This window comes from Cesiribacter sp. SM1 (genome assembly GCF_020178975.1).
In the GTDB taxonomy this organism is placed as follows: Bacteria; Bacteroidota; Bacteroidia; order Cytophagales; family Cyclobacteriaceae; genus Cesiribacter.
Map to the genome: position 1 here is coordinate 88,078 of NZ_JAHXBU010000089.1, position 12,551 is coordinate 100,628.

The following is a 12,551-nucleotide window of genomic DNA, read 5'->3' on the forward strand; positions in this document are numbered from 1 at the left end:
GGTTATTTTTTGATTGCTTATCTTAAAGCGCATACACAACTATTACCGAAGCCAGGGTTTCCGGGCAGATGATAATAGCTATGGTAATATGCTGCGATTTGTAACATGGTGCTCAAATATACGGGCTCTTCCTAAAAAAGCTACAACTGCTGCTGATTTTTTTACCTCCATACCATATTTTACCCCCTGTAACCTGCACAGCAGCGTACTAAAAAAGCGGCCTGCCGGGGGAAGCAGACCGCGATGGATGGGGGAAAACGAGATAGAAAATGAAAAATATTTTATAATAAGCTAATGCCAGATGCTGCGCAGCTGCTCAATGTTTCATCAGACCACAGGCTGGCCTGCACTTCTCCAATGTGCTTTCTGCCCAGCAGGAACATGCACATCCTGGACTGGCCAATGCCGCCACCAAGGGTTTGGGGCAGTTTACCAGCCAGCAGGGCAGAATGGAAGGCCAGGGTGCTTCTTTCCGGACAGCCGGCAATATCCAGCTGGCGTTTAAGGGTTAATGGGTCTACACGTATGCCCATAGAAGAAAGCTCAAATGCCCTGCCCAATACAGCGTTCCACACCAGGATATCTCCGTTCAGTCCCTTGTAGCCCTCTACACTTGGGCTGCTCCAGTCATCATAATCCGGGGCGCGGCCATCGTGGGGTTCACCCCCCTCCAGTGCCCCACCAATGCCTATTACAAAAACAGCACCCAGGGCTTCAGTAATTTTATCTTCGCGCTGCTTGGGTGTGAGGTCAGGGTATTTTGCTTTAAGTTCTTCTGAATGAATAAAGGTGATCTCTTCCGGCAACTGGGGTACAGCAACAGCCAGCTCGGCACGCAGGGTTTCTGCTGTTGCTTTGATCGCTGAATAGATGGAGCGTACGGTTGTTTTGAGTGTTTCCAGCTTACGATCGGCTGGTGCTATTACTTTTTCCCAATCCCACTGGTCTACATAGAGCGAATGCAGGGGACTAAGTTCTTCATCGGCGCGGATGGCGCGCATATCTGTTAGTATACCCTCTCCCGGCTGTAAGCCCAGCTGCCCCAGCTTCATTCTTTTCCATTTTGCTAATGAATGTACTACTTCTACCGTACAGCCACCCAGGGCAGGCGCCGAAAAGCTAACGGCTCTTTCGGTACCGTTCAGGTCGTCGTTAATGCCTGTGCCTTTTTTCACAAACATAGGCGCCGTTACCTTATAGAGGTTCAGGTGTTTGGCCAGCTGCTGTGCAAATTCTGTTTTTACCAGCTCAATGCCTCTTTCAAGTGCAAGTGGGCTAAGGCTTGTAGTTTGGTCCTGGGTAGTTGCTGAATAGGTTTTCATGCGTATTTATTTATTTTAGATTAATGAGCTTGTTGAAGGTGTAAAAATAAAAAGCCCTCTACCGGCAAGGTGAGAGGGCTCTGTATGGATATAGCAGGTCCGGCTCACCCTTGCGGAGGAGGATTATTATTCCAATTATTATTGATGCCGGACTGATACATGTTTATACTGGTTATTTAAAGTTTTGATCAATTAACTAATGAACGGCTAACAAAAAAGCCTTCCCTGTCTAAGGAAGGCTTTGCTGATATGTTTATCTTATGGATCTGGATTCTATGGTATCAACAATAACCTTCCGGGGCCTGATTATTATTCAGGCAATTATTAAGAAGGATATTATTGATTTGGTAAAGCATTTGCTTGTTCTTTCAATTATTAATACCAAGTTATGCTAACTATTACGAATTAGCAAAATAAAGTTTAGATAATTTCTTTAATTTTTTTCCTGATGATGGTTTGGGTGCGGTCAGGGCCGGTGCTAATGATGTTAATAGGAACATTAAGCTGCTGCTCCAGGTAAGCCACATAATCCAGCAGAGCCTGCGGCAGCTCATCATATTTTGTAATGCCTTTCAGGCTCTGGCTCCATCCCGGCAGGGTTTTGTACACAGGCGTAACTTCTACAGCATCCATATCGAAGGGAAGTTCTTCTGATGTGGTACCATCGGGCAGCTTGTAATGCGTGCAAACCTTTATCTCATCAAAAATATTGAGCACGTCAGCCTTCATCATGAAAAGCTGTGTTACACCATTCAGCATAATGGCATAACGCAGGGCGGGCAGGTCCATCCATCCGCAGCGGCGGGGGCGTCCGGTGGTAGAGCCAAACTCATTCCCCTCTTTACGCATGCGTTCGCCGGTTTCGTCGTGCAGCTCTGTTGGGAATGGTCCGCTACCTACACGGGTGCAATAGGCCTTGAATATACCATACACCTCGCCAACTGAGGCCGGTGCTATACCCAGGCCTGTGCAGGCACCTGCCGCCATGGTGTTGGAGGAGGTTACATAAGGATAGCTGCCAAAGTCAATATCCAGCAAAGAACCCTGGGCACCTTCGGCCAGAATGCCTTTACCTTCTTTAATATAATTATTGATGAGATACTCGGTATCTGCAAATCTGCACTGCTTGATGTATTCGATAGCCTCAAAAAAGGCAGCTTCGGCCTCGGCCAGCTCTACGGGCTCATTGTAGAAAGCCAGCACGTTCATGTGCTTGTCGCGGAGCGTTTCGTAGCGCTTCTGAAAATCGGGCAGCAGCAGGTCTCCTACCCTGAGGCCCTGGCGGGCAATTTTATCAGCATAGGTAGGCCCGATGCCTTTAAGAGTAGATCCAATCTTGCTCACGCCTTTTGCTTTTTCAGAGGCAGCGTCCATGAGGCGGTGCGTGGGCAAAATCAGCTGTGCTTTTTTAGAGATGATGAGGTTTTTACTGGCATCAATGCCGTATTTTTTCAATCCCTCAATTTCCCTGCGCAGCACTACAGCATCCAGCACCACACCATTACCAATAATGTTTATGATATCGGGGCGGAAAATACCGGATGGTATCTGATGCAATACGTGCTTGATTCCGTCAAACTCAAGGGTGTGGCCAGCATTAGGACCACCCTGAAAACGGGCAACCACTTTATATTCGGGCGCCAGAAAATCCACTACTTTACCTTTGCCTTCGTCGCCCCATTGAAGGCCAAGCAATACATCTATCTTCATGATTATAAAAGGACAAGCGTTCTTTGCCCAGAACTAATGTTTCTTATCTCGGGCAAACTTCTTTGCCGCGGGCAAAGGTAATTGTTTAAAGGAGTAAGGCAAACAGCCTCTCCTGATTAATTAACCGGTTCTGCGGCTGGTTCTTTACGATATTCGCAATTTTCCTTGATACAATTCCCGTACAGGATCAGCGAATGGTGTAAAATTTTGAAACCGAGCATTTCGCCGGCCATCTTCTGTATGTTGTAAATACGGGGGTCGCAAAACTCCAGCACGCGGCTGCAGTCGGTGCAAATAAGGTGGTCGTGCTGCTTAAAGCCGTAGCTCTTTTCGTACTGCGACTGGCTTTGCCCAAACTGATGCTTGGTCACCAGGTCGCACTCCACCAGCAGGTCTAATGTATTATACACCGTTGCGCGGCTTACGCGGTAATTCTTATTTTTCATGCTGATGTACAGCGACTCAACATCAAAATGTCCTTCACGCGAATAGATCTCCTCCAGGATAGCAAAGCGCTCAGGTGTTTTCCTCAGCGTTTTGCTCTCCAGGTAAGCGGTAAAGATCTTTTGTACCTTATCGAATATTTCCGGGTTTAGTGCCATATTAACTTGGACCATAGACGACAGACAATGGACGACTCGTAGTTTTCCATGGTCTATTGTCCATTGTCATTTATCATTTTAAAATCAGTTAAATCTAAATGCTCTGTTGATACCCTCTACCTTTTCCAGCTTTTTGATGAGCAGGTCAAGGTGCCGGGTATCATTTACATATAAACGAATTGTTCCCTCAAATATACCATCTTCTGTTTCAATAGACACAGACTGCATGTTTACATGCAGCTCATCGGAGATAATTTTGGTAATATCGTTGATAAGCCCCACCCTGTCGGTGCCATCGATCTTGAGCCCGGCCAGAAAAGCAATCTTTTGCCGGCTGGTCCACTTGGCTTTTACAACCCTGTAGCCATAGTTAGAGAGCAGCTCTACTGCATTGGGGCAGGTTACGCGGTGTATTTTAATGCCCTCATTAACCGTTACAAAGCCAAACACATCATCACCGGGTATGGGACTGCAGCAACGCGAGAGCTTGTAGTCTACCACATTCATATCCTCACCAATGAGCAGGTAATCCTGCTCGGGGCTTTTCACCTTTTTGATTTCCTGCTCAAAAGACCGGGCATCCTGAATTTCGGGCTTTTTGAGCTGCTTGCGTTCATCCCTGAACTCGCGGAAACGCTTTACATCTTTTGGGTCTATCTGGCCGGTGCCTACTTTATAATAAAACTCGAGCGGAGTTTTACAATCGAAGAAAGCCCGCAGCTGGTTAATGATTTCGTGGTTTGGCTGCAGCTTCATCTGCTTCAGCTTGCGCTCCACAATCTCACGCCCATCAATGGCCGCCGATTTCTTGTCTTCCTTCAGGCATTCCTTTATTCTGGCAATGGCCTTGGAGCTTACCACAAAGCGAAGCCAGTCTTCGTTGGGCTTCTGCTTATCCGAGGTTAAGATCTCTACCTGGTCGCCGTTTTTCAGGGGATGGTTGAGCGGCACCAGCCGCTGGTTTACTTTGGCTCCAATGCAGTGGGCCCCAATTTCAGTGTGGATATCGAAGGCAAAATCAAGGGCAGTAGCCCCTATGGGCAGGGTTTTAAGCTCACCCTTTGGTGTAAACACAAATACCTCTTCCTGGAATAGATTGGAGCGAAAGTCATCCACAAATTCAATGGCCGAGGTATCGGAAGCTTCGAGCATTTCGCGTACCCTGGAAATCCACATCTCCAGCCCCATTTCTTTGCTCTGCACGCTTTTGTGTTCTTTGTACTTCCAGTGTGCAGCATAGCCTTTTTCGGCAATTTCGTCCATGCGGCTGGTACGGATCTGCACCTCCACCCAGGAGCCGGTGCTGCTCATTACGGTGGTGTGCAGGCTTTCGTAGCCGTTGGCCTTAGGCGTGCTGATCCAGTCGCGCAAACGATCGGGGTTAGGCTTGTAAAAGTCGGTAACCACAGAATATACCTGCCAGCAGGCAGCCTTTTCCTGCTCATCATCGGCATCTACAATTACCCTGATCGCGAAGAGGTCATAAACTTCTTCGAAAGGAATATTTTGCTTCCGCATCTTGTTCCAGATGGAGTAGATGCTTTTAGGCCTGCCTTTTATCACAAAATGCAGCCCAAACCTGCGCAGTTCATCCTCTATGGGTTTGGTAAACTGGCGTATAAATTTGGTGCGGGCTGCCCTGGTAGCGCTGATCTTACGGGCTATTTCTCGGTAGGTGGTTGGCTCGGTGTACTTCAGGTACAGGTCTTCCAGCTCGCTTTTAATCGCATACAGGCCGAGGCGGTGCGCCAGCGGCGCATAGAGGTACATGGTTTCCGAGGCAATCTTGAGCTGCTTGTGCCGTGGCATGCTGTCGAGCGTACGCATGTTATGCAGGCGGTCGGCCAGCTTAATCAGGATAACGCGCACATCTTCCGAAAGTGTAAGCAGCATTTTACGGAAGTTTTCGGCCTGCTGCGAGCTGCCATGCTCAAACACGCCGCTGATTTTGGTGAGGCCATCAATAATGCGTGCTACCTTGGGTCCAAAATCCCGCTGAATATCTTCCAGCTCCAGCTCGGTATCTTCCACCACATCGTGCAGAAGGGCCGCCACAATAGAGGTAGTACCAAGACCTATTTCATCCACACAAATCTGAGCAACAGCCAGGGGGTGGTAAATGTAGGGCTCCCCCGACTTACGCCGCATTTCGCGGTGTGCATCACTGGAAGTATGAAAAGCTTTTTTAATGATTTTAGCATCGCCATCCTTTAAAAAGGGTTTGGCATGCCTCAAAAGCTTCCGGTACCTACGTATGATTTCTTGTTTTTCAGCTTCTAGATCTATGGTTACCATTTATCGTACACACTATCTGCTCTTCAATAACAACCCTGAAAGAACGGAAAAAAATCCTGAAAATTTGTTGCAGTAATTTGTGGCTGTTTTAAAATTATTCTTTTACCTTTGCCTACCAATTCAATAACGCGGATGTGGCGAAATTGGTAGACGCACTAGACTTAGGATCTAGCGCCGCAAGGCATGGGGGTTCGAGTCCCTCCATCCGCACTAATTCGAACCCCCGATTATGACTACCACATCATAGTTGGGGGTTTTGTATTTTGTTCCACCCTATTAAGGTTTAGAGCTTTGGACATTCAGTTAGAAAAGAAAAACCCTACCGAGGCTTCCATTAAAATTACTTTAAGCGAAGCGGATTACCAACCTAAGGTAGAAGAAAAAATCCGGGATTACAGAAAGAAAGCACAGATAAAAGGTTTTCGTCCTGGTAAAGTGCCGGATAGTCTTATTCGTAAAATGTATGGCAAGGCTATTCTGGTTGATGAAGTTAACCACACCCTAAGCCACGCCCTGCAGGATTACCTGCGTGATAATAAGATTAACGTACTGGGTGAGCCCCTGCCCCAGCGCGAAGATGCCGATGCCATTGACTGGGATAAGCAGAAAGAGTTCACGTTTACTTACAACATTGGCATGGCCGGCGATTTCAGCGTGAAGCTGGATGAGGTAAAGGTTGCCCGTTACTCTGTTGATGTGAATGATGCCCTGATGGATGAAACCATCGAGAACATCCGCACCCAGCCTCAGCTAGGCAACTCTGTTGAGGTAGATGAGTACCAGGAAGGCGACCTGGTGAGCGGCGAGCTAAAAGCTGAAGAGGGTGATTTTTCACACAACGGCCTGCTGGCGCCAAACGACCTCAGCGATGATACCAAGAAACTTTTCAAAGGCCTCAAAAAAGGTGATTCTGTTTCTTTCGATATCAAAGAAGCCTTCAACAACCCAACTGCCCTGGCAACGGCCACAGGCTTAAGCCCCGAAGAAGCAGAAAAGCTGGAAGGTGATTTTACTTTTACGGTAGAAAAAATTAACCGCCAGGAACCTGCAGAGCTCAACCAGGAGCTGTTCGACAAAGTGTTTGGCCCTGGCGTGGTTTCTTCTGAAGAGGAATTCCGCACCAAAGTTCGCGAGACCATTGCCGAAAACTATGAGCGTGAATCAGAGCGCCTTACTAACGCAAAGATCCGTGAAGAGCTGCTGGCCAACACCGATATTGAGCTGCCCGATGATTTCCTGAAAACCTGGCTGAAAGCCACCAATGAAAAGGTGAGCGACGAAGACCTGGAGAAAGAATATCCTATGTTTGCCCGTGACCTGCGCTGGACGCTTATTCAAAACAAGCTGGCCGAAGAAAACGAGGTAAAGGTAGACCCGAAAGATGTGGTGGAAAATGTAAAAGAAGGCATCCGCCAGCAGTTCAGGTCTTACGGCATGGGCGATGAAATGGAGGATATGCTGGATAATTACGCCACCAATTACCTGCAGGATAAAGAAGGACAAAATTATATGCAGGTGTACAACAAGCTCCGCCACGATAAAGTGATGGAAGTTGTACGCCAGAAAGTACAACTGGAAGAAAACACGGTTACGGCCGAGGAATTCAGAAACCAGTTACAGCAACAATAAACTAAACGCTCAAAAGAGCGGTTATTAGAAAAGTCCTTTTAACAAAGGACTTTTTCTTTATTTTTGTACACTACCATTTAACTCGCACCTGACATGTTAAATAAAGACGAATTCAGAAAATATGCCGTACACGGCAGGGGTATCAGCGGATCAGCCATCGACAGCTACTTTAAGCATGTTGAACTAATGCAGCCGCAGGGTATGACCCGTTCCGTAATTGAGGAACGCCCTACGAACTTCCGTGAAATTGACGTTTTTTCACGCCTGATGATGGACCGCATCATCTTTTTAGGAACCCAGGTAGATGACCTGATTGCCAACGTAATCACGGCACAGCTCCTGTTCCTGGAATCTGCAGATCCTAAAAAAGACGTATTACTCTACATCAACAGCCCTGGTGGTTCTGTATATGCCGGTTTAGGTATTTACGACACCATGCAGTACATTACGCCTGATGTATCAACAATCTGTACCGGCCTGGCGGCCTCTATGGGTGCTGTGCTGCTGGCAGGTGGTGCTGCACGCAAGCGTTCTTCGCTGCCACACGCCCGTATTATGATTCACCAGCCACTGGGCGGTGCACAGGGACAGGCATCTGACATTGAAATTACAGCACGCCAGATCCTGCAGCTTAAGAAAGAACTTTACGAAATCTTAGCCCAGCACTCTGGTAAATCGTATGAACAAATAGAGAAAGACTCTGATCGCGACTACTGGATGCGTGCAGAAGAGGCAAAAGAGTACGGCCTTATCGACGAAGTACTGGTACGTGAAAAAAAGAAAGATTAACTTAGTAGAATAGGTTAAATTTTTAAAGGGAGAAAAGAAGGGACTTTATGGCGCAGGTAACCTGTTCATTTTGCGGTAGGAGCAAAAAAGATGTGGATCTGATGATTTCCGGCATCCATGCTCATATATGCGACAAATGTATCACCCAGGCAAATCAGATCCTGACCGAGGAGCTGAAAACCAAAAATAAAGAGAGTCTGCCGGAGTTTAAGCTGATTAAACCCACAGACATGAAAAAGCACCTCGACCAGTATGTGGTTGGGCAGGACGAAGCCAAAAAGATTCTGTCTGTAGCGGTGTACAATCACTTTAAGCGTGTACTGCAGAAAAAGCGGTCTAAAAATGATGATATCATTATCGAGAAATCGAACATCATCATGGTAGGCGAAACCGGTACCGGTAAAACCTATCTTGCCCGCTCACTGGCAAAAATTCTGGAAGTGCCATTCTGCATTGCAGATGCTACCGTACTTACCGAAGCCGGTTATGTAGGCGAAGATGTGGAAAGCATTCTTACCCGCCTGCTGCAGTCGGCCGATTATAAAGTGGAAGCAGCCGAGCGTGGCATCGTTTATATCGACGAGATCGATAAGATTGCCCGCAAGTCTGACAACCCCTCTATAACCCGTGATGTAAGCGGCGAGGGTGTTCAGCAGGGCCTGCTGAAGCTGCTGGAAGGTTCTGTGGTAAACGTACCACCCCAGGGTGGCCGTAAGCACCCCGACCAGAAGATGATCTCCATTAATACTGAGAACATTCTCTTTATTTGTGGCGGCGCTTTTGATGGTGTGCACCGCATTATTGGCAACCGCCTCAATACCCGCCAGCTTGGCTTTGCCAATGTAGACCAGATGCTGGACCGCACCAGCATTGACGAGAATAACCTGCTGCAGTATGTTACTTCTCAGGACCTGAAATCATTCGGTCTTATTCCGGAGTTACTGGGTCGTTTACCCATTGTTACGTACCTGAATCCGCTGGATACCGAAACGCTTAAGCGAATTCTTACCGAGCCTAAAAACGCGCTGGTGCGTCAGTACCAGAAGCTGTTCGACATGGAAGAAATCAAGCTCTCTTTTACCGACGATGCGCTTGACTACATTGTTGAAAAGGCAATGGAAAACAAACTTGGCGCCCGTGGCCTGCGCTCTATATGTGAGAGCATCATCACCGATGCCATGTATGAGCTGCCTTCGGAAAAAGATGTAAACGAGTTTGTGGTAACGCGTGAGTACGCCGAAGAGAAGATCGAAAAATCGAAATTCAAAAAACTGAAAGTTGCTTAATAAGCAGCTAGCACATCATATAAAAATACCCCGGCCTGCTGGTCGGGGTATTTTTTTTGTCTGTTCCTAGTATTTCTGGCTGACACCAAATAGCCCGTTCATACTCCATAGCAGAATAGGCCATCTATCACTACCCTCCGCCCAGCCACTCCGGTGAAAGCGAATTACCCGCGAATTAACCTGTTTTGCACATAGCAAATCCCGAAGGGATGAAAGGATTATAGATATTGAATTAACCAGGTCCGAACCCCGTAGGGGTGATATAAACATCATTCCAGCCAATCAAATAAAAATCGATCTTCATGTTCAATTTCAAACCTCTTCAGGAGCTCACAATATTCTTCTCTGAAAGATCTCTTTTTATGATGCTGCTCCTGATTGAGGATGTACTGATACACCTGATCAATTTGGGAATGCGCATAAGAAAACGCGCCGTAGCCTTCCTGCCAGTAAAACTTTCCTTTTACCAGCTTTTGGCTGTTGATGAAGTTTGATGAATTGTTCTTGATTTCCCTCACCAGATCAGAAATTGCCATTGAAGGGCGCAGGCCAAGGAATACATGAACATGATCCTGCATACCATTCACTATTATCGGCTTCTGACCTTTCTGTTTGATGATGCCGGCTATGTACCTGTGCAGATCTTCTTTCCACTCTTTTCTGATAAGGCTTTCCCGACCTTTAACAGCAAAAACAACCTGAATATAAATTTGTGAATAGGTTCCTGCCATAGTTCTATGCATGTCACCCCTTCGGGGTTCTTACAAATTAACCTTTATGGCTATAGTTCTACCATCCCTTCGGGATTTAAAACATGTCAATTCTGTATTTTTTGAGACACCTCTGGTAATGTTTTAACTGCTTCAGATTGAAGAGGTTTAGAGTCATCTTCAGCCTTAATCCTACACCATCACTCATCTCATCAGGAAGAACCGAAAATGAATATACCTAAAGTGAATACCGTACAGGATTATATTTATCATAATCTCCGGTATTTTGTATAATCCAGAATGGTAATTTTACAGATTACACTATTGTATAAGTTCCGGATCACTTCTTCAGATAGGCCACCATCAGGCGGGCGGTACGCTCTGAGGCGGCTTCTTCTCCCATGGATTCTTTTAGCTTTTCGTAGCCCTGTAGCTGTCGGGAGCGGTCCTCTCCTCCAGGCATTACTTTCTTTAGCTCCTGCTGCAGGCTGTCTTCAGAAAAGTCATCCTGGATCAGCTCGCGTACCAGTCCCTCGCCTGCTACCAGGTTCACCAAGCTGATGTAGGGCACACTCACAATTCTTTTGGCGATCTGGTAGGTAAGCCAGCTGGTTTTATAGCAAACTACCTGCGGTACCTCAAAAAGGGCTGTTTCCAGGGTGGCAGTACCCGAGGCTACTACTGCTGCCGTTGCATGGCTAAGCAGCTCATAGGTCTGGTCGTAGACAACACGCACCTGCGGAAAATTTTCTGCTGCTGCATACATTACCCCCGGTAGGGAGCTAAGCCCTGCCACCACAAAGGTATAATCCGGAAAATCTTTACTAACCGGCAGCATTACCTGCAGCAGGCTTAGCACCTCCTGCTTGCGGCTGCCAGGCAGCAGCGCAATTATGGGTTTATCAGGTAACTGGTTTTGCTGGTAAAATTGTGGGTTGGGCGTAAAAGTCCTGACAGCGTCCAGGAGCGGGTTTCCTACAAAGTCTACTTCCATGCCCCAGCGGGAATAAAACTCCTGCTCAAAGGGCATGATCACGAACATACGGTCTACATACTTTTTTATCTTGAGGGCACGCTTCTGGTTCCAGGCCCAGACTTTGGGAGAGATGTAGTAAAACACCTTAAAACCCTGCTGCTTGGCCCATTTGGCCATTCTAAGGTTAAAGCCTGCGTAGTCGATCATGATGATGACATCAGGCCTGAATTTAAGGATTTCCTCTTTGCATTTGCGGAACAGCCCCATAATAGCAGGCAGGTTGCCTACTACTTCGGCAAAGCCCATAAAAGCCATTTGTTCGTAATTTACCAGCACCTGCATGCCGGCATCAGCCATATAATTCCCTCCAAAACCACGACAATTGGCAGCAGGATCCTCCTTCCGGAGCTCCTTCACCAGGTTTCCTCCGTGCAAATCTCCGGAGCGCTCTCCGGCAATCAGGAAATACTTCATATCAGACTCAATGTACAATCAACAATGTACAGAATGATGGGCTAATGTGCTAATAATAATCAAATGGATCGATGCGGCGGTGCACTGCTGCAACGCATGTGCAAATAAGGTAGAAGTACAGATTATATACTGCTACATTGATGTACAACCGTAATACAGCGTTGTATAGCGTAAAAAAGCGGTGCTACTGCAGGAATAGCTAAGCTTCCAGAGTACCATCCATACACCTGGTACGCTATACTTCAGGTATTACCTGTGTTGGGAAGGCCTATTCTTCTTCGCCAAAGTACTCTACATAGTTGCGGGGCGTTTCGTAGAGGCGCAGGCTGTATAATCTGCCATAAGGCGTCAGGTCCGTAACGGGCTTGTCAAGTATTTTCCAGATCTCTATGATGAGGTTTTCGCAGCTGGCCATTTTGCCTTTCATGAAGTCCACATCTTCGTTCAGGTTCTTATGGTCGAGCTTATCGATTACGCGCTCCCGGATGAGGGTACTTAGCTTTTTAAGATCTACGACAAAGCCGGTTTCAGGGTCGGGTTTGCCTTTTACAGTGACAATCAGCTCAAAATTATGGCCGTGCCAGTTGGCATTCGCGCAGGGGCCGAATACTTCTGTATTCTTTTCTGCACTCCAGGCAGGATTGTATAGCTTATGGGCTGCGTTAAAATGCTCTTTCCGGCTAATGTGTACCATGCTTACTACACTAATTCTAAATAAAGGTGCAAATATACGCCAACTGTAATTCCTGTAAAAGACC

At 47.0% G+C, this 12,551-nt stretch carries 10 protein-coding genes and 1 tRNA gene; 4 read left to right on the plus strand and 7 right to left on the minus strand.

Annotated elements, in window-relative coordinates:
- Positions 1-281: 281 nt before the first annotated feature.
- From asnA to KWJ01_RS15565, 4 genes are all read right to left on the minus strand, one after another.
- Positions 282-1,322 carry an aspartate--ammonia ligase gene (asnA, locus tag KWJ01_RS15550; RefSeq protein WP_224997594.1) on the minus strand — a complete coding sequence of 347 codons (1,041 nt, stop codon included), beginning with the start codon at positions 1,320-1,322 and terminating at the stop codon, positions 282-284.
- 420 nt (positions 1,323-1,742) lie between these two features.
- Positions 1,743-3,032 (minus strand): adenylosuccinate synthase, encoded by a 1,290-nt coding sequence (locus KWJ01_RS15555; protein WP_224997595.1) that lies wholly within the window; start codon positions 3,030-3,032, stop codon positions 1,743-1,745.
- A gap of 116 nt (positions 3,033-3,148) precedes the next feature.
- Entirely contained in the window at positions 3,149-3,634 is a 486-nt protein-coding gene (locus KWJ01_RS15560) for a Fur family transcriptional regulator (RefSeq protein ID WP_224997908.1), read from the minus strand.
- A gap of 84 nt (positions 3,635-3,718) precedes the next feature.
- On the minus strand, positions 3,719-5,929 hold the full coding sequence (locus KWJ01_RS15565) for a bifunctional (p)ppGpp synthetase/guanosine-3',5'-bis(diphosphate) 3'-pyrophosphohydrolase (RefSeq protein ID WP_224997596.1): 2,211 nt from the start codon (positions 5,927-5,929) through the stop codon (positions 3,719-3,721).
- Positions 5,930-6,057: 128 nt separating this feature from the next.
- Between KWJ01_RS15565 and KWJ01_RS15570 the strand changes: the two genes are divergently transcribed.
- From KWJ01_RS15570 to clpX, 4 genes are all read left to right on the plus strand, one after another.
- Positions 6,058-6,139, plus strand: a tRNA-Leu gene (locus KWJ01_RS15570).
- Between the two features lie 81 nt (positions 6,140-6,220).
- Entirely contained in the window at positions 6,221-7,558 is a 1,338-nt protein-coding gene (tig, locus tag KWJ01_RS15575) for a trigger factor (RefSeq protein ID WP_224997598.1), read from the plus strand.
- A gap of 93 nt (positions 7,559-7,651) precedes the next feature.
- Positions 7,652-8,347 (plus strand): ClpP family protease, encoded by a 696-nt coding sequence (locus KWJ01_RS15580; RefSeq protein WP_255651107.1) that lies wholly within the window; start codon positions 7,652-7,654, stop codon positions 8,345-8,347.
- A 47-nt stretch (positions 8,348-8,394) separates the two neighbouring features.
- A complete protein-coding gene (gene clpX, locus KWJ01_RS15585) occupies positions 8,395-9,633 on the plus strand; it encodes an ATP-dependent Clp protease ATP-binding subunit ClpX (protein WP_224997600.1) in 1,239 nt (412 codons plus the stop codon).
- 269 nt (positions 9,634-9,902) lie between these two features.
- Here clpX and tnpA read toward each other — a convergent pair whose 3' ends face one another.
- From tnpA to KWJ01_RS15600, 3 genes are all read right to left on the minus strand, one after another.
- Entirely contained in the window at positions 9,903-10,364 is a 462-nt protein-coding gene (tnpA, locus tag KWJ01_RS15590) for an IS200/IS605 family transposase (protein WP_224997602.1), read from the minus strand.
- 319 nt (positions 10,365-10,683) lie between these two features.
- Positions 10,684-11,793, minus strand: a complete 1,110-nt coding sequence (gene lpxB / locus KWJ01_RS15595) for a lipid-A-disaccharide synthase (RefSeq protein ID WP_224997604.1) — start codon at positions 11,791-11,793, stop codon at positions 10,684-10,686.
- A gap of 268 nt (positions 11,794-12,061) precedes the next feature.
- The gene (locus tag KWJ01_RS15600) at positions 12,062-12,487 is read right to left on the minus strand and encodes a 6-carboxytetrahydropterin synthase (RefSeq protein WP_224997606.1); all 426 of its coding nucleotides are present in this window, start codon (positions 12,485-12,487) and stop codon (positions 12,062-12,064) included.
- Positions 12,488-12,551: the final 64 nt, after the last annotated feature.

Bases quoted from the DNA above. Each gene is read 5' to 3' on its own strand.
- asnA (WP_224997594.1), bottom strand. From the start codon at position 1,322: ATGAAAACCTATTCAGCAACTACCCAGGACCAAACTACAAGCCTTAGC.
- KWJ01_RS15555 (WP_224997595.1), bottom strand. From the start codon at position 3,032: ATGAAGATAGATGTATTGCTTGGCCTTCAATGGGGCGACGAAGGCAAA.
- KWJ01_RS15560 (WP_224997908.1), bottom strand. From the start codon at position 3,634: ATGGCACTAAACCCGGAAATATTCGATAAGGTACAAAAGATCTTTACC.
- KWJ01_RS15565 (WP_224997596.1), bottom strand. From the start codon at position 5,929: ATGGTAACCATAGATCTAGAAGCTGAAAAACAAGAAATCATACGTAGG.
- KWJ01_RS15580 (WP_255651107.1), top strand. From the start codon at position 7,652: ATGTTAAATAAAGACGAATTCAGAAAATATGCCGTACACGGCAGGGGT.
- clpX (WP_224997600.1), top strand. From the start codon at position 8,395: ATGGCGCAGGTAACCTGTTCATTTTGCGGTAGGAGCAAAAAAGATGTG.
- tnpA (WP_224997602.1), bottom strand. From the start codon at position 10,364: ATGGCAGGAACCTATTCACAAATTTATATTCAGGTTGTTTTTGCTGTT.
- lpxB (WP_224997604.1), bottom strand. From the start codon at position 11,793: ATGAAGTATTTCCTGATTGCCGGAGAGCGCTCCGGAGATTTGCACGGA.
- KWJ01_RS15600 (WP_224997606.1), bottom strand. From the start codon at position 12,487: ATGGTACACATTAGCCGGAAAGAGCATTTTAACGCAGCCCATAAGCTA.